This is a genomic window from Myxococcota bacterium, from assembly GCA_039030075.1.
Lineage (GTDB): Bacteria > Myxococcota_A > UBA9160 > UBA9160 > SMWR01 > JAHEJV01.
Genome location: JBCCEW010000020.1, coordinates 64,368 through 85,135, shown reverse-complemented (window position 1 = coordinate 85,135; position 20,768 = coordinate 64,368). Strand labels below are relative to the sequence as shown.

Below are 20,768 nucleotides of genomic sequence, written 5' to 3'. Positions count from 1 at the left end.
ATGAAGGCCGTCGTCTACCACCGCCACGGAACCATCGACGAGCTCCACGTCGAGGATCTCCCCGAACCCGAGCTCCGGCCCGGCGACGCACTGGTCGAGGTGGCCGCCACGTCGCTCAACGGGTTCGATCCGATGATGCTCGCCGGGACCACCTCGCTCGCGACGCCGATGCCGATGGTGCCCTGCGGTGACTTCGCCGGGCGCATCGCGGGCTTCGCTGACGACACCGACAAAGGCAGCTGGCAGATCGGCGACCGGGTCTGCCCCCACCCCTTCGTGTTCGGCGAGGGCATGACGGGCGAGACGCGAACGGGAGCCGCCTGCGAACGCGTGCGGATCCCGGTCGCGAACCTGCTGCCGATCCCCGACGCGGTCACCGACGTGCAGGCGGCGAGCCTGCCCATCGCCTACGGCACCGCCTATCGCATGATGGTCACGCGCGGAGCGGTGCGGGCGAACGAGCAGGTGCTCGTGCTGGGCGCGACCGGCGGGGTCGGCACGGGCTGCGTACAGCTCGCCAAGGCCGTGGGCGCCGAGGTGATCGCGCTCGGCTCCGAAGAGAAGCATGCGGCCCTGCGCGAGATCGGTGCGGACCATGTCATCGACAGTCGCGCGGACGACTGGGTCGAAGCGGTGCAGGCCATCGCGGGAAGGCCGCGCATGTTCGGCGCGAGCGGAGTCGACGTCGCGATCAACTACATCGGCGGCGACACCTGGGCCGACTCGCTGCGTTGCCTGCGCCACGACGGACGGATGCTCACCTGCGGCGCCACGATCGGCTTCAACCCGCCCACCGACATCCGCTACATCTGGACCTACGAACAGCGCATCCTCGGCTCGAACGGCTGGACGCCCGACGAGCAGCGCCAGGTCCTGGATCTCGTCGCCCAGAAAGAACTCGAGCCGATCATCGACTCGGTGGTCCCGCTCGAAGGTCTCCCCCAGGCGCTCCAGTCCCTGATCGACCGGCGCGTCTTCGGCAAGGTCGTCATCGAGATCTGACGGCGGCGCTCGTCAAAGCCGCGACGGCTAGTCGCGTCGTGTCCCGCGGCGCGCTGCGGCGACGAGCAGGAGACCCAGCACGACGAGGCTGCCCGACGCGGGCTCGGGGACCACGACGAGGTCGAGCGAGAGGGACGAGGCACCCAGCCCACTCTCCCTGTTGTAGAAGCTGGGAAAGTCCGAATTCCCGCTTCCGACGGGCACCAGCTTCGACGCCACGTGAAAGCCGAGGAAGCCGTCGTCGAGGCCCGCCTGGAGATAGGCGATCACGTCGGCGCTCAGCACCATGTCGAAGACCATCGCGCCCGGTCCCGCGACGAGATCACCCGCAGCGAGGCCGGCGACCTGCCCAACGGCGAACGGGGTCGCTTCGAAGCCGTCCGTGAGGTGGTTGGAGACGTCCGGTAGTGCGCCCCCCGCGGCATCCGTGGGATAGGCGAAGCGCGTCCCCGCAGCGAAGGGCGCTCCCGGAGGTCCCCACGGCGTCCCCGGCGTGGAGGGGCTTCCCTCGACATAGGTCGCGCCCGTGAAGCCCCCGCGGAACCCGTTCCCGTACAACTCCACCGGCCGCCCCGGATCGTCGGGGTCGCCGCTCGTGTAGGTACCGAGTGCATCGTAGGTGGGGTCGTACGTGTAGGAGGTCGCCGGATCCAACGCGAGCGTCAGGGTGGCGGACACGATCTGGTAGTTCGCGTCCCCGAGACCCGCCGTGACGGAAGCCGTGGTGTCGAAGCCCAGCAACTGAGTCGTGAACAGGTCTTCGAATCCGGAGCTACCCGGCGCCGCCGCCGCGAACGCCGAGGCCGTCGCGCGGTAGCCCGGCGTCGGGTTCACCGCCGAGTTCCAACGGTCGATACTCGGGGTCGCGAAGGCGACCGTGGCGGCTCGAGCCACGCTCGTACCGGTCGCAGCGAGCAGCAAGAAGACAGCCACGAACGCTCGGATCCACATGTCGATCGTCCCCTTCCCAGGCCCGGCCGGGGCCGAGCGAAGACGCGTCGTCAATCGGAGCGAGCGGTGGCTGGCCTCCGCATCCTAGTAGAATTGAATTTCAATTTCAATTAGAAGCGGGCCGGCGTCGGAGCTTGCGCGCGACCTGCATCGTCGAGCGGTTCGGATGCGGGCGGCCCGGCGGGTCGCGGAGCGAGGTGGCGCTCGAAGAACGCGGCGAGACGGGTGTAGAAGTCGATCTCGTTGCGCTCGTCGAGGAAGCCGTGGACCTCTCCCTCGTAGAGCAGCACCTCCACATCGGCTTCGTTCCGCTCGAGGGCGCTCGCCAGCTTGTGCGCGTGTCGCACATGAACGCGCGGGTCCTTCGTGCCGTGCGCAAGCAAGACCGGCGCCCGGATCCGATGCGCATTCCGAACCGGTGAGATCGCCTCGAGGGCATCGCGATCGCGACGGCGATGTCCGACCAGTTGCTCCATGTCGTCGATCAACCCCCAGTACTCCTGGTCGTCGTCGAGCAAGGTGAGCGGATCGGCCACGCCGGCGAAGCTCGCGCCCGCTCGGAACGTCCCGGGCTCCTTCACGAGCGCGTAGAGAGCCGCGAACCCGCCGTAGCTCACCCCGAAGATGCCGACGCGATCGGGGTCGGCGATCCCGCGCTCGACCAGCCAGGCAACGCCATCGGTGATGTCGTCCTGCATCGCGAGGCCCCAGGCGCCGTAGCCCTTGGACTCGAACGCTTGTCCGTAGCCGCTCGAACCGCGGAAGTTCGGCTGCAGGACGGCGAATCCGCGACTCGCGAGAAACTGCACGACCGGATCCCACCCCCAGACGTCCCGCGCCCACGGGCCCCCGTGCGGGATCACGATCGTCGGCAGGGGCGCGTCGCCCGCGTCCGCCGGGACGGTCAGGTACCCCGGGATCACGAGGCCGTCGCGCGCCTCGTACTCGATGGCTTGCATCGGCGAGAACGTCGATCCCTCGAGCTCGGGGTAGGCGGACAGCAACAGCGACAAGGAACGCTCTTCTCGATCGAAGACGTAGTACTGGGGAGGCACGATGTCGCTGCTGGATCGCACGATGAAGCGCGTCTCATCCCGGTTCGCGCTGATCAGGCGATTGGTTCGATTCGGCAACGCCTCGTCGATCGAGGCGTGGAGGAGACGCGCATCCTCGTCCAAGAACTGCAGCCGCGGTCGATCGGTCACGACCTCGGCCGCCAGGAGCTTTCCGTCGACCCGCGAGTGCAGGAGCCTGCCGACGTCGACCTCGGGATGCTGGTAGACCACGCCTTCCAGCCGCTGCTCGGCGAGGTCGTAGCGGTAGAGCGCTCTGCGGCCGCGCTCGTCGCGCTTCCACACGTAGATCTGCTCTTCGCGCTCGCTGAAACCGGCGAAATCGAAGCCCGTCTCCTCCCAGGGATTCCAGCGCAGGATCTCTTCGAAGGAGCCCTCCCCGCTCGTGCGCGCGTAGAGGAAGCGCTCTGAATCACGGCGGGGTTCGCCCCAGCCCGCTCGGACCCGGCCGAGATGATCCGCGGCCCAGCGGAAGACGCCGGTCCGGGGCGCCGCAACCGTCCGCATCCGGCCACTTCGGATGTGGAGACGCCGCGCGCCGGCGCCTTTCTCGGTCGGCTTGCGCAGGCTCACCAGAACGTGCTCGGGATCGTCCGGAAGCCAGTGGATGATGTCGTCCTGGTACTGGAAGTACTCCTGATTCTCCCACCGCTTCCCCAGGTAGCGCATCCGTCCCCCATCGGTGGGGACCAAGATCAAACGACTCTGGCGGGCTTGCACCCGCAACGCCCCCGACTCCCGATAGGGGGACTCGACGCTCAGCAGCAGATGGTCGTCGCTCGCCCAGCCGACCCTCCGCAGCGTCGCGCTCGCGCCCGCGTCGTCGCGATCGAGGGCCGCGAGCGGCACGAGCTCGCCGCCCCGGGTTTCGCGGATCATCAGAATTTCTCGGCCGGCCCTCGAATGGACGCCCGAGACATGGCGTCCGTCCGGTGAGATCCGGACGTGCGAGAGCAAGGGTTTCCGAAAGAAGGCGGCGGCCGGCGCGCGTCCGTCTTCGGACCGCTCGGCCGCGGGACGCGCTCCCGTCGCCAGAATGGTCGGCCGGCACGACGAGAGGCTCGAAAGCATGCCGACGAGTGCGGCGATCAACACGATCGCGGGGCTGCGGACCACCCGTGCAGCCTAAGGGCGGGCCGCCCGGCGTGGCAAGATCGTGTCGCAGAGTGGATCGGCGACACACGCCTGCGCCCTACCCTCGCGGCCGAGGCTCCGCTGCTATTCTCTGCCGCGACCGCCCTGCGCCACCCGCATCCAGCCTCTCGCCCGACGCGTCCGCAGGCCATTGCCAGCCAACCCGCATTCTTCGGGCAAGACAGGTGGAAGCCATGGAACCGATCGAGCAGGCATCGAATCAGACCCGCGTGCGCTGCATCGAATGCGAGCGCACCCGACTCTCTTCTTACTTCTCAGCGAACTTCCTTCGGACGCTCACCCTCGTATGCCTTTTCGGCGTCGTCACCCAACCCGCGTACGCGAGCGGCGTGCCGGGCGAGCACGTCAAGGATCTCCAGGCCCATCTCACGCACTACGAGGAGGAGGTTCACTCGATCCTCGCGCAGATCGACGAGATGGTCTCCACCTACGAGAAGTCGGGAGCGAAGGCCGCGAAGCCCGAGCGCGTCATCGACATCTGGGAAGGCGTCGACTTCCACGCCGCCATCGAGACCAGCTACATCCCGATCTACGCGTCGATCTGGCAGGGCCTGTTCGGGGTACGCACCGCGATCGAACGCGAAGCGCCGATCGCGGAAGTGCGGTCCGAGGACGCCAAGCTGGAGCGGGTGCTCTGGGAGGCCCTCGGTGCGGTCAAGATGGCCGCCAAGGTCCAGAAGCAGGGCGGCGCTGCGCAGACGACGACCGGGAAACCCACGACGCCCACCGCGACTCTGGTCCAGGTGGAGCAGCGCCTCGACCGCGTCGTCGCCAAGTTCGCCGAGCGCCTGAATGACGAGGCGAAGTCGATCGTCTTCGATACGTACCAGGACCAGTTCGAGGGCGTCGAAGGCGCACTGATCGAACTCGATGCCGAGCTCGTGGAGTCCCTGGAGGTCGATTTCAACGTGACGCTTCCCCAGGCGATCGAGAAGGGCGAAAGTGTCGACCGGGTGCGGGAGATCGTCGAAGGGATGCAGACGAAGCTCGAGCGCGCTCGCGGCCTGCTGGCCGCGGCCGAAAAGAAGCGCAAGCCCGTCTTCTAGTGCGCAGACGCCGTTTCCTCCAGACCGCGGCGGCACTGACCGGCTGGGCCTGCCTGCCGCCGCCGCTGCGTGCCTGGGCCGGCTCTGAGACAGGGGTCTCGGTCGATGCCCTCCCGCGTCTCGAGGGGAAGCTGACGCTCTACCTCGGGCGGGGCGAAGGCGGCCTCTACGAGGACATCCTGCAGGCCATCGAGTCACGCAATCCGTCCCTCGAGCTCGCCATTCGGCGCGGCCCCACCGCGGCCCTCGCCAATGCGATCGTCGCCGAGGCGCGCGCGGGCGTTCGGCGTGCCGATCTCTTCTGGGCGGTCGACTCGGGCGCCATCGGCCTCGTCGCCGACCAGGGGCTGGCCCAACCCCTGCCGAAGGAACTCTCCGCTCAGCTCCAGCCCGGCTTCCAATACGAACACTGGGTCCCGATCTCGGGGCGCATTCGAACCCTTCCCTACAACCGCGACAAGCTGACCCGGGAAGCCGTGCCCCGAAGCATCATGGCGCTGCCCGAGAGCGGCTTGCGCATCGGTTGGGCCCCGGCCTACGCGTCGTTCCAGTCGTTCGTCACGGCGATGCGCCTGCTCCAGGGAGATGCCGCAACCGCGCAGTGGCTCGAGGGCATGAACCGCGTCGCGAAGCGCTACGCCGGTGAACTGGGCGTGGTCCTCGGGGTCGAGAGGGGCGAGGTGGACGTCGGGCTCGCCAACCACTACTACACGCTGCGACTCCGCGCCGGGAAGCCCGATGCACGGGTCGCCCTCGCGTTCACCGAGAACGACGCCGGCTGCCTGGTCAACGCTTCGGGTATCGTGGCGCTGGCGGGGTCGAAACTCGCCGCGAACTTCATTCGATACCTCCTGACCGTCGAGGCCCAGGCGTACCTGGCGACCGAGGCCTACGAGATCCCCCTGATCCTCGGCGGAACACCCCCGGCAGGACTGCCCGACCTCACCACGGTGCGTCCCCCGAAGGTCGATCTCACCCGATTGGCCGACCTGCGCCCCACGTTGGACCTGATGCGCGGAGTCGGAGTGCTGTGAGACGCTGGCCGGGCGTCTACCTCCCGGCGCTCGTGGTGGCAGCGCTCGCGGTGCTGCCGCTCACGGTGTTGGTGCGCCTCGCCTTCGAGGAACCGACGTTCGACGCGCGCGCGTGGCCACTGCTCGCCAATACCGTTGCGCTCGCTGCGCTGACCGCCATGGGAGCCACCTTGATCGGCGTGCCGCTGGCGGTGCTGACCGCGTTCGTGCGGCTTCCGTGGGACCGCGCGTGGCTGGTGGTCCTGGCGGCGCCGCTCGCGCTCCCCAGCTACCTCGGTGCGTTCGCGATGGTCGCGGCGTTCGGTCCCGGGGGAGAAATCGAGGGCCTGACGGGATGGCGGTTGCCGGCGGTCAGCGGGTTGCCCGGCGCGACACTGGTGCTGGTGCTCTACACCTACCCGTTCGTGCTCCTGACCACCCGCGCCGCCCTCCTCGGACAGGACGCCAACCTCCTCCACGCCGCGCGCACCCTGGGAATGCCCTGGCTCGAGAGCCTTCGGCGCATCGCCCTGCCCCGCGCGGCCAGCAGCATCGCCGCCGGTGCGCTGCTGGCGGCCCTGTACGCGCTCTCGGACTTCGGCACGCCCGCGATCATGAATCTCGACACCTTCACACGGGCCATCTACGTCGAGTACAACGCGTTCGGTTTGAGCCAGGCGGCGCTGCTGTCACTCCAGCTCATGGCCATCGTCGGGGTCGTGCTGATCGTCGAGTCTCGCGTGGCCAGCACGCGCGAGCAGCCGGGCGCTGGCGCCACGTTGCACCCCTCGGCTCGCATCCTGCCCGCGATCTGCGCCAGCGTCGCCCCGATCGTCGGGCTCGCACTCTTGCTGCCCGTCGGGGTGTTCTCGCTCTGGCTCTGGCGCGAGGGCGCTTCCCACTTCGACCCGAAGATCGCCTGGAACTCGGCGCGGGCCTCGCTGCTCGCCGCCGGAGTCGCCGCAGCGGCCGGGCTCCCCGTGGCCTTCGCTGCACTGCGCGGCCGGCTCGGACGAACGCTCGAGCGCGTGACGTACCTCGGGTTCGGCATCCCCGGGATCGTGATGGGCACCGCCCTCGTGTATGTGGGGCTCGGGGTCCCTGTGCTCTATCAATCCCTGGCGATGCTCGTGGCGGCCTACGTGATTCGATTCCTCCCGCTCGCCGTCGGCAGCATACGGAGCAGTGCCGAGGTGCTGGACGCGCAGCTGGTCGGCGCCTCGCGACTCCTGGGGGCAGGCTCCTTCGAGACGTTCCGGCGCGTCAGCGTCCCGCTCACGAGCCGCGGCATCGTGGCCGGCGCGGCACTGGTATTCCTGGAAGCGATGCGCGAGTTACCGGCCACGCTGCTCCTCGCACCGACGGGTTTCGAGACCCTCGCCACCTACCTCTGGCGCGTCTACGAAGCGGGACTCTTCGGGAGAGCCGCGGTACCAGGCCTGCTTCTGATCGTCCTCTCGGCGCTAGGCTTGGCGTTCCTGTTCTCTGGAGAGGGGATGTCTCGGCAGTCCGGGAACCCGCGAGGCTAGTGCTTGCTCACCGTCTCCCAGCTGAGCGTCGACTACGGCTCCCACCGGGTGATCGAAGCCTTCGATCTCTCGATCGACGCCAGTGAGATCGTCACGCTCGTGGGTCCCACGGGCTGTGGAAAGTCCACCTTGCTTCGCGCCATTGCGGGCCTCGTCTCGATCGCCGAGGGCCAGGTCCAGCTCGGAGACTGGACCGCCACCGCTCGCAGCTCCGTCCCGCCGGAACGGCGCAAGGTCGGCATGGTGTTTCAGGACTTCGCCCTGTTTCCCCACCTCACGGTGTTTCAGAACGTGTCGTTTCGCCTGGACGACGTCGCGGACGCGGAGCCGTGGATCGAGCTGCTCGATCTCGGCTCTCTGCGCGACGCCCAGCCCCTCACGCTCTCGGGGGGACAAAAGCAACGCGTCGCGCTGGCCCGCACCCTCGCGCACCGGCCGGCCCTGGTCCTGCTCGACGAACCGCTCTCGAATCTCGACGCCACGCTCAAGGACACCCTGCGCTGGGACATCCGCGCCGCCCTCAAGCGCGCAGAGGTGCCCGCCCTCTGGGTCACCCACGATCAGGAAGAGGCCCTTTCGATCGGAGATCGCCTCGGCGTGCTTCGCGACGGCCAGTTGGAGCAGTTGGACACGCCCGAGGTCTGCTTCCGCGCACCCGCGAACCGCTTCGTGGCGGGCTTCCTCGGGGAAGCGACGTTCCTGTCCGGCAAGCGGGTGGACGCAGAGGCGGAGACCGCGCTCGGTCGGTTGCCCTGCCGGTTCGTCGATGGCGCTTCCGGAGCCGTCGACGTGCTCGTCCGACCCGGCGACCTCATCGCGACCGCAGCCGACGAGGGTGCCGACGGGAGGATCGTCGCGGCGCGGTACGAGGGAGAGAGCTGTCTCTATGCGATCGCCCTCGGCGACGAGACGCGCGTGTCCGTGCGATCCACGCAGGAACCGCGGCTCGAGGTGGGCCAGGGAGTGCGCTTGAGGGTCGTCGAAGATCGGTCGTTCGCCGCCTTCGGTCCCGATCCAGCGATGAAGCGCTAGATCGCGCCCGCTTCGCGCAGTGCGTCGACCTTCTCCTGCGCGTAACCGAGAAGCTCGGCGTAGACCACGTCGTTCGCGGATGCTTGCGGAAGGCCGGGAAACCGGATGCGCGTCTCCTGACTCCCGAGTAGACGGAACGGAACGTTCGGCATCTTGAGGTCGATCCCCGTCGCCGGATCTTCCACGTAGTAGAAGCTGCCGCGCTCCGCGTAGTGCTCGTCCTCGTCGATGTCGGCCATCGTGAGGATCGGGCCGGCGGTGATGCCTTCCTTCGAGCAGATCTCGAGAACGTCGGCCTCGGTCTTGGTCGAGTGCCACTCCTGAATGATGTCGTTCAGGATGTAGCGGTTGCCGATCCGGTCGACGTTCGTCTTGAAACGTTCGTCCTCGATCAGCTCGGGTTGCCCCATGACCTTCGCGAGGTTCTCCCACGGCTTCTGCGCCGAGCAGGAGAGCGCGATGTAGCGCTCGTCCTTCGTCCGGTACACGCTACGCGGGGCGGCGGATCGGAGTTCGTTGCCGATCGGCTCCGGGTTCTCGCCGGTCAGCTTATAGCCGACGAACTCTCCGCCGAAGTAGCCGAAGAGGGCCTCGTAGAGGGAGATGTCGATGACCTGACCGCCCCTCACGCCGCGCTCCTGACGCATCATCGCGAGAGAGATCGCGTAGGCCAGGTGGATGCCGGTGGTCAGGTCGGCGAGGGCGTGGGGCGGAGAGAGCGGGCCCTTCTCCGAGTCTCCGTTCAGGTAGGAGAAGCCGCTGTACGCCTCGGCGAGGGTGCCGAAGCCGGGTTGCTGGTTCTTCGGCCCGGTCATCCCGTAGCCCGACACCTTGCCGATGATGATCCCCGGATTGATCTCGAGGATCCGCTCGTGGGAGAAACCGAGCCGGTCCATCGCGCCGACCCGCATGTTCTCGATCAACACGTCGCTCTGCTTGATGAGCTCGGTGAAGATCTCCTTGCCCTCGTCGGCCTTCATGTTGATCGTGACGGGAAACTTGTTTCGACCCACGACCGAGTGATAGGGCTCGATGCCGAGCTCCGTGAGTGTGCTCCAGCCGCGCAACGCATCCGGAATCTTCGGGTTCTCGATCTTGATGATGTCGGCGCCGGCGTCTCCGAGCATGCACGCGGCATAGGGCGCGGCGACGACCGTCGACATATCGAGGACTCGTTTTCCCTCCAGCGGCAGGCCTTCGAAACAGTGGGCCTGGCGCTGACCTGCGATGAATTCGTTGAGTTCGGCTCGGGTTCGCATGGCTGAGTCTCTTCTGGAGGGCGGGCGCGTCGAAACGGCGCTCGTCGGCGGAACTCCGCCGGAACGGCGCAGGATAGGATCTCGCCCGTCGGGTGCAACGGAGCCCAGCTCCAGGCAGGGCCTGCAGGCGCGGGGAGACCCTACGGCCTGGGAACCCCCAGCTGACGAGCGATGCCCGGCAGAGCGCCTATGCTCGTTGGGACGACCGATTTCGAATCGCCTCGCCGCCGCCAGCCTCGAAGCGCGTCGCACCCATCGTCGACCTCATTCGGCGCACGTGTAGGGCCGCATCGCCGAGGCCGGCTCACCGAGGAGACATGAATCGCCCGCCAACCTCGAGGAGTTCGCGCTTGTACGCGGTTCCAGGTCGGTAGGGACGAGCATGGTGATTGGAATGCGGAAGACCGAAGAGCACTGCGGCGACCGGCATCCGACCCCCGAGGAGCTGGAGTCCTTCGAGTTCGGAGCCCTCGACACCTCGGCGAGCGGTTTCGACGTCAAGGAACACGTGGCGGGCTGCGACAGCTGTCGGCTCGAGCTGCAGGTGATGCGCGCGCAGGATCACGGACTCGCCATCCAAACGATGGATGACGTCCAGCTGGAACTCGTCCGGAATCCGCCGCGCCCCTGGTACGTGCGGTGGCGCGATCGCCTGCGCTTCCTTCGATCCCGCTAGCAGGAGCGAGCTCCGGGCGACGCCGTCTGGCGCCGCCCGGTTCGAGCCTGCGAGCACCGATCGCGCGGAGCTACTCGACGATCAGCTTCCCGTTCATCACGCTGAAGTGACCGACGAACGAGCAGAGGTAGTCGTAGGTTCCGGGAGCCGGCGCGTCGAACTCGATCGTGGTCGACTCGCCGCCGCCAACGACATCGGTGTTTGCGAGGATTTTGTCCCGCTGGTCCTCGGGGATGTAACCCGTCGCTGCGGCGGTCGCGGCCGCGAGACCGAAGGTCGTCATGTCGGTGCCCGGCGCGAGCAGCACGAAGTTGTGTCCCATGCTCTCTTTCGGCCCCTGGCCGACATGGGTGAGCGTCAGCCGGATCCGGCGCCCGGCGGGAACCCGGATCTCGTCGAGGTTGTACTGGAGAGCGTCGTTCCCGGTCAGCGCCACCGTCACCGTCGTGCCGTCGTCGGTCACGGCGGCATCGGGGCTCGGCGCCTCCGGGGCGGGCGGCGTCGCAGGTTCGGGTGCCGGCTCGGGCTCCGGCGGATCCATCGCCGCGGGCGGCGGCTCGCTCGGGGTCGTCGCCGGCGGGGGACTGGGATCCGGTGCGCTCCCGCCTCCGTCCGAGCCTCCCTGCCCACATGCGACAAGCAACAGTGCCGTCAGCAGCACCCCCAACCCCGCGGATCGTCGCATCGCTTTCTGATCGGAAACCATCGTCTTTCGTCTCCCTGTTCGCGAATCCAAAGCGCGGGCACGGGGCAGGCAACGACACCCCCCGGTAACCCGCGGCCCTAGGATAGTCAGACGACGCGACTCTGCGAGCGCACCGGACATCGCCGACGCCGGTGGAGTCGGAGGGCCCGTTCGGGCGAAGATCGCCCCTGGCCTGGAGCGAGACGCCGCTAGGGTTTCGAGAGATCCCCGCGCGAGGCGAGCCCCGCGGCCCGTGAGACGAACGACCACACTTCGCGCTCGACACGGCGGCGCGGCTTCGGCGGATCGCTCGACAATGCGCGATTCACCCCCGCGAGCACCCCGCCCAGGATCATCGAGACCAACAGGTGCGGGTCCAGTGCCGGATCGATCTCGCCGTCGCGTTGGGCCTGGGCGATGTTGCGCGCCCCGAGCGCGTCGAGGCGCTGCTCGCGATCGCGTTGTCGCTCGAGAAGCGAGGGGTCCGACGCCACCACGTTCGCCACGAACCGCGCCGCCGGGTCCTCGTACATGAACGCGATGATCGCCTCCACGCGGCTCTGCTCGCGCTCGCGCCAGGTCGCTCCCGCGAACGGCACCGCGGTGATCGACTCGTCGAGGCGCTCGTAGAAGTCTTCGACCATCGCATCGAGCAGGCCGGCTTTGTTCTGGAAGTGGTAGTAGGCCAGGCTCTCGGACACGCCGGCGCGCCGCGCCACCGCCGCGACCTCGAGGCTGCCCTCCCCTTCGAGCAGCACGTCACGCGCGGCGTCGATCAGGGTGCGGCGCGCAACCTTCGCCGGTCGACGCGTACGACGTGCGGGAGCGCTCAGGAGGCGTCGTCCTCGAGCAGACGCTTCGGATGCATGCCGTTCACCATGCCCATGAAAGGCGGATGGATGCTGTAGCCGAGCAGGCGCTTCAGATCTTCGGAGAGCACCCGCACCGTCTCGCGGCTCACCGAGAGCGAATAGTTCTCCTGGGTCCGGACCCAGGGCTCGCAGTACTGACAGGTGATCGCGAGACGCGGTGCCGGCGTTCGGTTCTCACCGCCCCCGTGCCACAGCGTCCCCGGGTAGAACACCACGGAGCCTGCGGGCATCGTCGCCGGGGTCGGCCCGTCGGCGACCCGCGGCGTGCGCTGGTCGCCCCAGGTGTGGCTCCGGGGGACGATCACGGTCGCACCGTTGTCGGCCGTGAACGGATCGATCGCCCAGACCGTCGCGGCCCCGAGCGGCGGCCGGGGGCGCGGCACGGCGTAGAAGGCATCGTCGGTGTGGAGCGCTTGCGCCTGCTCGCCGGGCTGAATGTTGATGACCTGCGCCTGCGAGAGCAGGTAGTTCGGCAGGAACATCCGATCGAGGAGCGCCAGGATGCGCGGGTGCGCCACGAGCCCATCGAGCGCCCGGGTCTTCTCGAGCACCGCGTACACCCGCTGGGTCTGGACGCCCTCGAAGTCGTTGCGGCCCGCATGCCCGAGCAAGGGCGCGACGCCGTCTCGGATCGCGCCGAGCTCGTCGTGGCTCAGCAGCGATGGAATCACCAGGTACCCGTCGCGGCGCACGGTCTCGAGGTCTGCCGCGATGACGGCCTCGGGTACCTGCGCCGCCGCTTCACTCCGGGTGAACGGGTACTTGCGGGCGAGGTCGGTCTGGAAGTACGCCGCCGCTTCCTTGCCAGGGAGACCCGGGGGCCGGGGGTCGGTCATCGGTCGAACTCCTTACTGAGTCCAACTCAGTAAACAGCGAACCTCCGTCGACCGCAAGCCTCCTCCCGATTGAGGCAATCGTCTTATTTTTTGATATGCTCGCCTTCAGCAATCACGATTCGAACGCTTCCGCGCGGCTCCGGACCGCGCCACGAAAGGACGCCCCGATGGCATGGGACTTCTCGACCGAGCCCGAATTCCAGGCGAAGCTCGACTGGATCCAGCAGTTCTGCGATGAGCGGGTCGAACCCCTCGGACACATCTTCCCGCACGCCGTCCGCCTGCCCGACCCCGCCGTGAAGGCCTACGTCCGCGAACTCCAGCAGGAGGTGAAGGACCAGGGCCTGTGGGCGCTGTTCCTCGACAAGGAGCTGGGCGGCCCCGGCTTCGGGCAGCTGAAGCTCGCCCTCGTGAACGAGATCCTCGGCCGCTACCCGGCCGCGCCCCAGCTCTTTGGCGCCGCCGCTCCCGATACGGGCAACATGGAGATGCTTGCCGCCCACGGCACCGAGGAGCAGAAGAAGCGCTGGCTCGAGCCGCTGCTCAACCAGGAGATGTTCTCGGCCTACTCGATGACCGAGCCCCAGGGCGGCTCGGACCCGAAGCTCTTCGAGACGACCGCCGTCCGCGACGGAGACGAGTGGGTCATCAACGGCGAGAAGTGGTTCACCTCCGCCGGGCGCGTCGCGGACATCCTCTTCGTGATGTGCACGAACGGCATGTTCGTGGTGCCGCGCGAGTCGCCGGGCGTCGAAATCATGCCCGAGCCGCGCAACCACAATCACATCTTCTACCGCGACGTGCGGGTGCCCCTCGACCATCTGCTCGGGCCCGAGAACGGCGCCCACGTGTTGGCTCAGCGCCGCCTCGGCGGCGGTCGCATCCACCACGCGATGCGCACGATTGCCCAGTGCAAGCTGGCCTTCGACATGATGTGCGAGCGCGCGCTCTCGCGGGAGTCGCACGGCGCCATCATCGCCGAGCACCAGATGGTGCAGGAGAAGATCGCCGAGTCCTACGCCAAGCTGAAGATGCTGCGCCTGCTGGTGCTCGAGACCGCCTGGAAGATGGACCGTACCTCGGGGCAGGAGTCGCGCACCGAGATCGCGACCGTGAAGTTCACCATGTCCCGGGTGCTGCGGGAGATCTCCTTCGATGCGCTGCAGATCCACGGCTCGCTCGGCACGACCGACCTCACGCCGCTGCAGGACATGTACGCGGCAGCGCCGACCATGGGGCTCGCGGACGGTGCTGACGAGGTCCACAAGGCGACGGTCGCACGCCGCTTGCTCCGCGAATACGAGGCCCACGAAGGCAACTTCCCGCGCGAGTTCCTGCCCTACAAGCGGGACGAAGCCTGGAAGAAGATGCAGCCGATCTTCGACGTCAACACCGAGCTCGCCGAGGCCGCCGAACGCTGGAAGGCCTACCGCGAGAAGCGGGGCCGCCGCTAGGAACGCGCCGGGCTTCGCGGAGCGAGTGGCGCGATGGGGACCGCCAAGCGAGAAGCCGCCTCGGGCGGCCGACAGGCGCTGATCGACACGGCGCGGGTGCTGTTCGCCGAGCGCGGGATCGACGGCGTATCGATGCGCGAGGTGGGCCGCGCGGCCGAGCAGCGCAACAACAATGCGGTGCAGTACCACTTCGGAGATCGCGACGCCCTGCTCTTCGCCGTGCTCACGCCCTTCCACGAACGCGTGGGCGCGGGACGGGGCGCGCTCCTCGACGCCCTCGAGGCCGACCCCGCGCCGTCGGTCCGGGCGCTCGCGGGAGCGCTGGTGCGACCCGCAGCGGCGCTGCTCGAGGACGCCCCGGGACGCGACTACCTGCGGATCGTCGCCGAGCTGATCGGCGACCCGGCGAACCTGCGCCGGCGCGGCCCCTTCGACGGGACCGAGCTCGACCGCTGGCACGAGCTGGCGAAGCGCCACAGTGCGGGCACCACCCTGCCCCTGCACCGGCGCTTCTCGGCGATGCACCTGTGCTTCTCCGAACTGGGCCGGCGGGCCGCCGCGCGCCGGCGCGGCGATCATCGTCTTTTCGTCAGCGACCTGGTCGATCTGGTCTCGGGGGTGCTCGGTGCCGAGGTCTCGGACGAAACGCTCCGACTCCTCGAAGAACGGGAGCGTTCCCGCGCGCGAGCCGACTGAGAGCGCCCCCCGCCTGCCGCCTTGCTGCACACGAGTTGCGGTGATTTGTGTCACAGGGCGTCACACCCGAGCCAGCCGAGACGACATCGAGCGCGCGCATCCCCCGCGCGCCGCGAAGGAGTCTCTCATGCGTGATGGCAAGACGGTGCGCAGCCCCAGTGCAGGCGGGAAGCAGAGCGGCTGGTCCGCGACGCTCGTCCAGATCGCGGGCGGGGCCGAGGGAAGCGAGTACCCCCTCGACGCGGAACGCGTGGTCGTGGGTCGCGGCCCGGATGTCGACCTCGCCTTCACCGACGACCGCATGTCGGCACAGCACGCGGCCTTCGAGCAGATCGGGGGTGTGTTCTCGGTGACCGACCTCGAGAGCACCAACGGCGTGCGCGTGAACGGTGAGACCGTTGCTACCCGCGCCCTCGCCCACGGCGACCGGGTCGAGCTCGGCGCCCACGTGTTCGAGCTCGTGCTCGAGAAGCGCGAGAAGCCACCCCGGACCTGGGTGGTCGACGCCTGAGCGCGGGGATGACCGCGCCGAAGCCGCGCAAGATCGGCAACTACGAGGTCGAGCGAGAACTCGCCGAAGGCGGGATGGGCGTGGTGTACGTCGCCCGCCAGCCTTCCCTCGACCGACCGGTCGTGCTCAAGCGCATGCGCCGGGAGCTTGCGCAGAACGAGGAGGCCGAGGCGCGCTTCTTCCGCGAGGCGCGCTCGGCGGCGGCGATCCACCACCCCAACGTGGTCTGCGTCTACGACTGTTTCGCCTGGCGCGGCGAGCCCTACATCGTGTGCGAGTTCGTCGACGGCCTCGACCTGGCGAGCGCCGTCGCCAAGGGCGGCGGCTTGCCGCCGCGCATCGCCGCGCTCATTGCCCTCGAAGTGACGCGCGGTCTCGAGGAGCTCCACAGCCGCGCCCTGGTGCACCGGGATCTGAAGCCCGACAACGTGCTCCTCGGTCGCGGGGGCGAGGTGAAGATCACCGACTTCGGGATCGCCCACGATGCCCGCGCGCGCTCCCTCACGCGGAGCGGCGTATCGCTCGGTACGCCCGCCTACATGTCCCCGGAACAGCTGCGCGGCGAGAAGGTCGACGCGCGCTCGGACCTCTTCGCGCTGGGCGTGCTGCTCTACGAGTCGCTCGCGGGACGCGTCCCCTTCGACCCGCGCGACCCCAACGACGAAGAGACGGCCGACGAACGGTCCCTGCTGCAGCGGATCGAGGGCGGGCACTTCGTCCCGCTGCGACGCGCGCGTCGCGGCACTCCCCGCGCCCTCACGCGGTTCGTCGCGCGCTGTCTCCAGCCGAAGGCGAAGCGCCGGCCCGCCGCGACGGCAGACGCGGTCCGGGCCCTCGAACAGATTCTCGGCCCTACCCCTCCCGCGGCGGCCCGCGCCGAGATCGCGGCGTGGATCGCCGACGCGAAGCTGCTCCCCGGCCGCGGCCGGACTCGACGGGCGGAGACGACCGCCCCCGAACCGCGCGCCGGGCTGCGACGCTGGATCGCGGCGGCCGCGGCAGTGGCTGGCCTCGCGACCGCCGTCGCGATGTCCACGCCGATCGAGTTGCGACCCACCTGGGACCTCGCCTGGTTGGGCATTGGCGGGGCCGCCGAGGCGACGACCGAGGCGCCGGAAACGCCTTGATGCGAATGGGTTCCGCGGAATCGGGTCCGCCGATTCTCGCGGTCGACTGACCTCTCCTGGGGTCCCCGCGGCGGCTCAGAGGTCGCGGCAGCGCGGGGTGGGATCGTCTTCGGGCCAGGCGACGTCCGCCGACCCTTCGGCGATCCACGCATCGAGGGCCGCTTCGAAAGCCGCGCAGGTCAGGTTGGACGAGCCACCGACCGCCACGATGTGGTTCTTCGCCTCCGGAATCGTGACGCGCACGCCGCGGGAGAACTTGCGCTTGTAGGAGGACACCAGGCGCTCGAAGGCGCTCGGATCCCTCGCCCACAGGTTCGCCACCACGATTCCCTCGTCGGCGAGCTTGCGGGGCAGAGCATCGACGAACGGCTGCTTCCTGAACACGCCGGGAACGCCATCGGTATCCGAGTACGCGTCCACGACGATGATGTCGTAGCCGCCTTCACTGCGTCGCAGGGCGGCCGCCCCATCGCCTTCGAGGATCGCGTGACGCGGATCCACGACCCCGAAGAACTGCTCGGCGAAGGTGATCACCACCGGATCGATCTCGACGGATTGCACCTGGCTCTCGGGATAGCGATGCAGGTGGAAGCGAGGCAGGACGCCGCCGCCGAGTCCGATGTTGAAGACCCGCCGGGGGTCCGCATGCAGGCTCGCGAGAATCGAGGAGATCTGGGTGTAGTTGTCGACGAGCCGATGCGGCTCGGCCAGCTCCATCGAACTCTGGAGCAGGCGTTTCTCTTCCGGACCCGTGATGAGACGACGCGTGCCGCCCTCGTCCTCGACCCGCACGATGCCGTTCCACTCCGATGACCGCATCGCGCGCAGCACCTGGAGCTGTTCGAGCGCCAACCCGCCCGCGCCCCCCGAATCGGCATAGCGGTCGATCTTGGCGAAGCGCTTTCCGGTGCGGTCGAGCGCCGCGAGCGTCACGTCCCCGACGGCTGCCAGACTCTCGGGGGAGCAATCGTCGGAAACGCTGCTCGCAGCGTCACCCGCCGTCGATCCGACCAGCGCGACGGCGTTCCGGAACCCCGCGTCGAGCAGGGCGCGGTGGCTCGCCCGCGGAGACTCGTAGCGCGCAGTCCGCGGGAAGGTCTCCCCGTGCCCCACGCGCTGGGCGGCCCGCCAGAACGCGCTCCGCGTGTTGCGGTGGGATTGTCGATCGCGCGCGATCCGCAGACCGGCGTCGCAGACGTGTTCGGTCGCGACGACCAGGCGCACATCGGCGTTGGCCTCGAGGAACCGCAGACGGCGTGCCAGCGCGCGGCTCCCATGGTCGCTGCGGGACTTCTCGGTTTCGTCCTCGGGTGGCGCCTCTCCTTCGAGGAAGGCGAGCCACACCGTGTACGGGAACGACTTTTCGGAGAGCACGCGCGCCAGCTCGAGCATCACCGCCGCCCCCGAGGCATCCGTGGCCGGGCGCGCACGCACGTCTCGGGACGCATGCGTGTCGTAGGGGGTCACCAGCAGGAAGACGTCGCTCGAAGCGCCGGGGATCTCGGCCACGAGGTTCCGGAGCAGCCGCTCGTTGCCCGTCTTCACGCGCTCGATCGGGAAGCGCTGTTCGACGAGAGAGAGTCCCAGTGCTTCGAGCTCAGCCCGCAGGTAGGCCCGCGCCTCGTCGGCGCCCGCGCTGCCCAGACTCCGATCGCGCATCGCGTGGAGCGCCGCCCAGTGAGCCATCGCGCGCTCGGGCTCGAAGCCGCTTCCGGCTTCGGGGGCGACCGCGGGCGGCGCAGGCGCGGGCGGCGACGCGCAGGCGAACACCAGCGCGAGCGAGAGCGTCAGCGCCGCGGCGCGACGACGTGACGATCGGTGTGATGACGGCGTCGCGTGCACGGCTGGTCTCCCCCGGTTTCCCTGGCGCCCCTCGAGAAGGAACGGCCGGGACGATAGGCCAGCGCGCGGCGCCCGGGCTTGGGCAACGAGATCGGCGAAAACATCCGGGAATGAGGGGCTTGACTGCCTTTCTTGATCGGTCATTATAGAAATATGGCCCGACCCGGACGCCATTCCGAAGGTGCGCGCACCCGAGAGCGGGTGCTCCAGGCAGCGGCAAAGCTGATCGGCGCCCAGGGCTATGCCGCGACGTCGATCTCCCAGATCAGCAAGGAATCGGGCGCCCAACCCGCCTCGATCTACTGGGCCTTCGGGAACAAGGAAGGGCTCCTGGCGTCGGTGATGGAGAACGCCGCGAGCGAGTTCTTCGACGCGGTGTCCGTCGTGCCCGCTTCTCGAGAGAACCCGTGGAACACCTTGACGTCGCTGTCCGAGTTCTTCGAGGGCGGACCCGAGTTCTTGCGTTTGCTGCTCGTCCTCTCCCTCGAGCGCCGCAGTGGCGACCCTGCCGTGCTCGAAGCCGCGCGACGCGTTCGCACGACGGCCGCCGACAGTCTCGCCGCGGGTTACGCAGCGGTGTTGGACACACGCGACGGCGAAACACGCGATCGCATCGCACAAGAGCTCGCGCGCTTCACCCTCATGCTCTTCGACGGCGCTTTCGTGGCCAGCCAGATCGAGCCCGACACCACCGACCTGAAGCGCGCCTTTGCGCTGATCGCGACTGGCGTTCGAGCCACGGGCGAACACCTGCTCGCGGAGAGCGAGCGCGACTCCAAGGCGAAAGGAGCCCTCCGATGACCGCAGCCACCGACGTAATCCCGCAAGAGGGCCCTCCCCTCTCCGGTTCGGAAATCCTGGCCAACGCACGCGAACTCGCCGCGCGCGTCCACGACAAGGACCTCGCCTCCGAGTACGACCGCCTGCGGCGCCTCCCCGCCGACATCGTCGAGGAAGTGCGGGCGGCCGGCGTCATGCGGATGAACATGCCGAAGATCTGGGGCGGCCCGGAGATGAACCCGATGGAGCAGGTCGAGGTGATCGAAGCGTTGGCGCGCGCCGATGCCTCGATCGCCTGGTGCTCGTTCATCTGGACGGACTCGGGGATCTACTCGGGCTATCTCGACGACGGCGTCGCCCGCGAGATGTACCCCCGACTCGACATGGCCACCTCGGGCTGGGTGTACCCGGTGGTGCCCGCGCACCGGGAGAAGGACGGGTATCGCATCGAGAGCGGCCAGTGGATGTTCGGGAGCGGCAGCAACCACTGCGATTGGCTCGTCGCGGGCTGCGTCGTGTTCGAGAACGGAGAGCCCGTCCTGGACGAGAACGGTCGCCCCATCTGGCGCGTGATGATGGCCCCGCGCGACGACTACGAGATTCTCGACAACTGGTACACCACCGGATTGCGGGGTACCGGTAGCAACGACTACCGCGCCGAGAACCTGTTCGTCCCCGAGGAACGCACCTTCAGCCTCCTCGACGAACCGCGGCGCGAGGGCGCCATCTGGGCGCGGCCCGATCACTTCCTGCGCAAGATGGCCGGGGTCCCTCTCGGCGTGATGGCCGACGCCATCGAAACCACGCGCGCGCAGCTCGGCGACAAGATCGATCGCATGAGTGGTGTCGCCTACAAGGATATCCCGCGTGTGCAGCTCGCGACCGCCGAAGCGCAGACACTCTACGGTGCCGCGCGGAGCTACGTCTTCACGTCGCTCGAGCGGCAGTGGCAGCAGATCGAGGCCGGCGAAGAGCCGTCGGTCGAGGCGCGCGCCGATGTCTGGGCGGCGCGCACGAACGCATTCCAGTCGGCCCGCAAGGCCGTGTCGCTCCTATACGACACGGTGGGCGGAAGTGCGATCTACGCGCAGAAGAGCCCGCTCGATCGACACATGCGCGACATGCAGACCGCCTGTCAGCACCTGTGCGGCCAACAGAAAGGGCTCGAAGCGGTCGGTGCCCTGCTGCTGGGCTCGGATCCGTCCGGGGCCTCGGTGATCTAGACGCGC

19 protein-coding genes are annotated in these 20,768 nt (G+C 68.6%); 12 read left to right on the top strand and 7 right to left on the bottom strand.

Features of this window, described 5'->3' with window-relative positions:
- Positions 1-1,002 (top strand): zinc-binding dehydrogenase, encoded by a 1,002-nt coding sequence (locus AAF430_19575; GenBank protein ID MEM7412439.1) that lies wholly within the window; start codon positions 1-3, stop codon positions 1,000-1,002.
- A gap of 27 nt (positions 1,003-1,029) precedes the next feature.
- Here AAF430_19575 and AAF430_19570 read toward each other — a convergent pair whose 3' ends face one another.
- Positions 1,030-1,953: a hypothetical protein gene (locus tag AAF430_19570; protein MEM7412438.1), complete on the bottom strand. Its 924-nt coding sequence runs from the start codon at positions 1,951-1,953 to the stop codon at positions 1,030-1,032.
- Between the two features lie 110 nt (positions 1,954-2,063).
- Positions 2,064-4,142 (bottom strand): S9 family peptidase, encoded by a 2,079-nt coding sequence (locus AAF430_19565; protein ID MEM7412437.1) that lies wholly within the window; start codon positions 4,140-4,142, stop codon positions 2,064-2,066.
- A 212-nt stretch (positions 4,143-4,354) separates the two neighbouring features.
- On the opposite strand from AAF430_19565, the gene AAF430_19560 reads away from it, so the two are divergent.
- Genes AAF430_19560 through AAF430_19545 form a run of 4 tightly spaced genes read left to right on the top strand, consistent with a single transcriptional unit; the run spans position 4,355 to position 8,801 of the window.
- Positions 4,355-5,227, top strand: coding sequence for a hypothetical protein (locus AAF430_19560; protein ID MEM7412436.1), 873 nt, complete (start codon positions 4,355-4,357; stop codon positions 5,225-5,227).
- Positions 5,227-6,261: an extracellular solute-binding protein gene (locus AAF430_19555; GenBank protein ID MEM7412435.1), complete on the top strand. Its 1,035-nt coding sequence runs from the start codon at positions 5,227-5,229 to the stop codon at positions 6,259-6,261. The genes AAF430_19560 and AAF430_19555 overlap by 1 nt, the downstream gene beginning before the upstream one ends.
- Entirely contained in the window at positions 6,258-7,769 is a 1,512-nt protein-coding gene (locus AAF430_19550; GenBank protein MEM7412434.1) for an iron ABC transporter permease, read from the top strand. Before AAF430_19555 ends, AAF430_19550 begins: the two co-directional genes overlap by 4 nt.
- 3 nt (positions 7,770-7,772) lie before the next feature.
- Positions 7,773-8,801: an ABC transporter ATP-binding protein gene (locus tag AAF430_19545; GenBank protein ID MEM7412433.1), complete on the top strand. Its 1,029-nt coding sequence runs from the start codon at positions 7,773-7,775 to the stop codon at positions 8,799-8,801.
- On the opposite strand, the gene AAF430_19540 is transcribed toward AAF430_19545, so the two are convergent.
- Entirely contained in the window at positions 8,798-10,060 is a 1,263-nt protein-coding gene (locus tag AAF430_19540) for a CoA transferase (protein MEM7412432.1), read from the bottom strand. The genes AAF430_19545 and AAF430_19540 overlap by 4 nt on opposite strands.
- Before the next feature lie 394 nt (positions 10,061-10,454).
- Between AAF430_19540 and AAF430_19535 the strand changes: the two genes are divergently transcribed.
- Positions 10,455-10,736: a hypothetical protein gene (locus AAF430_19535; protein MEM7412431.1), complete on the top strand. Its 282-nt coding sequence runs from the start codon at positions 10,455-10,457 to the stop codon at positions 10,734-10,736.
- Positions 10,737-10,806: 70 nt separating this feature from the next.
- Here AAF430_19535 and AAF430_19530 read toward each other — a convergent pair whose 3' ends face one another.
- The 3 genes from AAF430_19530 to AAF430_19520 all read right to left on the bottom strand — a co-directional run bounded on the left by AAF430_19530 (position 10,807) and on the right by AAF430_19520 (position 13,129).
- Complete coding sequence (locus AAF430_19530; GenBank protein MEM7412430.1) at positions 10,807-11,421, bottom strand: plastocyanin/azurin family copper-binding protein; 615 nt, start codon at positions 11,419-11,421, stop codon at positions 10,807-10,809.
- A 209-nt stretch (positions 11,422-11,630) separates the two neighbouring features.
- A complete protein-coding gene (locus AAF430_19525) occupies positions 11,631-12,197 on the bottom strand; it encodes a TetR/AcrR family transcriptional regulator (GenBank protein MEM7412429.1) in 567 nt (188 codons plus the stop codon).
- Positions 12,198-12,250: 53 nt separating this feature from the next.
- Positions 12,251-13,129 (bottom strand): phytanoyl-CoA dioxygenase family protein, encoded by an 879-nt coding sequence (locus tag AAF430_19520; protein MEM7412428.1) that lies wholly within the window; start codon positions 13,127-13,129, stop codon positions 12,251-12,253.
- A 167-nt stretch (positions 13,130-13,296) separates the two neighbouring features.
- Here AAF430_19520 and AAF430_19515 point away from each other — a divergent pair, with 167 nt between their 5' ends.
- The 4 genes from AAF430_19515 (at position 13,297) to AAF430_19500 (ending at position 16,917) form a co-directional block, all read left to right on the top strand.
- Positions 13,297-14,583: an acyl-CoA dehydrogenase family protein gene (locus AAF430_19515; GenBank protein ID MEM7412427.1), complete on the top strand. Its 1,287-nt coding sequence runs from the start codon at positions 13,297-13,299 to the stop codon at positions 14,581-14,583.
- Positions 14,584-14,616: 33 nt separating this feature from the next.
- Positions 14,617-15,279, top strand: a complete 663-nt coding sequence (locus AAF430_19510; protein MEM7412426.1) for a helix-turn-helix domain-containing protein — start codon at positions 14,617-14,619, stop codon at positions 15,277-15,279.
- A 127-nt stretch (positions 15,280-15,406) separates the two neighbouring features.
- Positions 15,407-15,790 (top strand): FHA domain-containing protein, encoded by a 384-nt coding sequence (locus AAF430_19505; GenBank protein ID MEM7412425.1) that lies wholly within the window; start codon positions 15,407-15,409, stop codon positions 15,788-15,790.
- An 8-nt stretch (positions 15,791-15,798) separates the two neighbouring features.
- Entirely contained in the window at positions 15,799-16,917 is a 1,119-nt protein-coding gene (locus AAF430_19500; protein MEM7412424.1) for a serine/threonine-protein kinase, read from the top strand.
- 75 nt (positions 16,918-16,992) lie between these two features.
- Here AAF430_19500 and AAF430_19495 read toward each other — a convergent pair whose 3' ends face one another.
- Positions 16,993-18,759, bottom strand: a complete 1,767-nt coding sequence (locus AAF430_19495; protein ID MEM7412423.1) for a fused MFS/spermidine synthase — start codon at positions 18,757-18,759, stop codon at positions 16,993-16,995.
- 153 nt (positions 18,760-18,912) lie between these two features.
- On the opposite strand from AAF430_19495, the gene AAF430_19490 reads away from it, so the two are divergent.
- Complete coding sequence (locus tag AAF430_19490; protein ID MEM7412422.1) at positions 18,913-19,560, top strand: TetR/AcrR family transcriptional regulator; 648 nt, start codon at positions 18,913-18,915, stop codon at positions 19,558-19,560.
- Complete coding sequence (locus AAF430_19485) at positions 19,557-20,762, top strand: acyl-CoA dehydrogenase family protein (GenBank protein ID MEM7412421.1); 1,206 nt, start codon at positions 19,557-19,559, stop codon at positions 20,760-20,762. The genes AAF430_19490 and AAF430_19485 overlap by 4 nt, the downstream gene beginning before the upstream one ends.
- Positions 20,763-20,768: the final 6 nt, after the last annotated feature.

What these genes read in the sequence shown, in the direction of transcription:
- AAF430_19575 (MEM7412439.1), top strand. Translation starts at nt 1, where the DNA reads ATGAAGGCCGTCGTCTACCACCGCCACGGAACCATCGACGAGCTCCAC.
- AAF430_19500 (MEM7412424.1), top strand. Translation starts at nt 15,799, where the DNA reads ATGACCGCGCCGAAGCCGCGCAAGATCGGCAACTACGAGGTCGAGCGA.
- AAF430_19540 (MEM7412432.1), bottom strand. Translation starts at nt 10,060, where the DNA reads ATGCGAACCCGAGCCGAACTCAACGAATTCATCGCAGGTCAGCGCCAG.
- AAF430_19560 (MEM7412436.1), top strand. Translation starts at nt 4,355, where the DNA reads ATGGAACCGATCGAGCAGGCATCGAATCAGACCCGCGTGCGCTGCATC.
- AAF430_19510 (MEM7412426.1), top strand. Translation starts at nt 14,617, where the DNA reads ATGGGGACCGCCAAGCGAGAAGCCGCCTCGGGCGGCCGACAGGCGCTG.
- AAF430_19505 (MEM7412425.1), top strand. Translation starts at nt 15,407, where the DNA reads ATGCGTGATGGCAAGACGGTGCGCAGCCCCAGTGCAGGCGGGAAGCAG.
- AAF430_19515 (MEM7412427.1), top strand. Translation starts at nt 13,297, where the DNA reads ATGGCATGGGACTTCTCGACCGAGCCCGAATTCCAGGCGAAGCTCGAC.
- AAF430_19530 (MEM7412430.1), bottom strand. Translation starts at nt 11,421, where the DNA reads ATGCGACGATCCGCGGGGTTGGGGGTGCTGCTGACGGCACTGTTGCTT.
- AAF430_19485 (MEM7412421.1), top strand. Translation starts at nt 19,557, where the DNA reads ATGACCGCAGCCACCGACGTAATCCCGCAAGAGGGCCCTCCCCTCTCC.
- AAF430_19535 (MEM7412431.1), top strand. Translation starts at nt 10,455, where the DNA reads ATGCGGAAGACCGAAGAGCACTGCGGCGACCGGCATCCGACCCCCGAG.
- AAF430_19570 (MEM7412438.1), bottom strand. Translation starts at nt 1,953, where the DNA reads ATGTGGATCCGAGCGTTCGTGGCTGTCTTCTTGCTGCTCGCTGCGACC.
- AAF430_19490 (MEM7412422.1), top strand. Translation starts at nt 18,913, where the DNA reads ATGGCCCGACCCGGACGCCATTCCGAAGGTGCGCGCACCCGAGAGCGG.
- AAF430_19520 (MEM7412428.1), bottom strand. Translation starts at nt 13,129, where the DNA reads ATGACCGACCCCCGGCCCCCGGGTCTCCCTGGCAAGGAAGCGGCGGCG.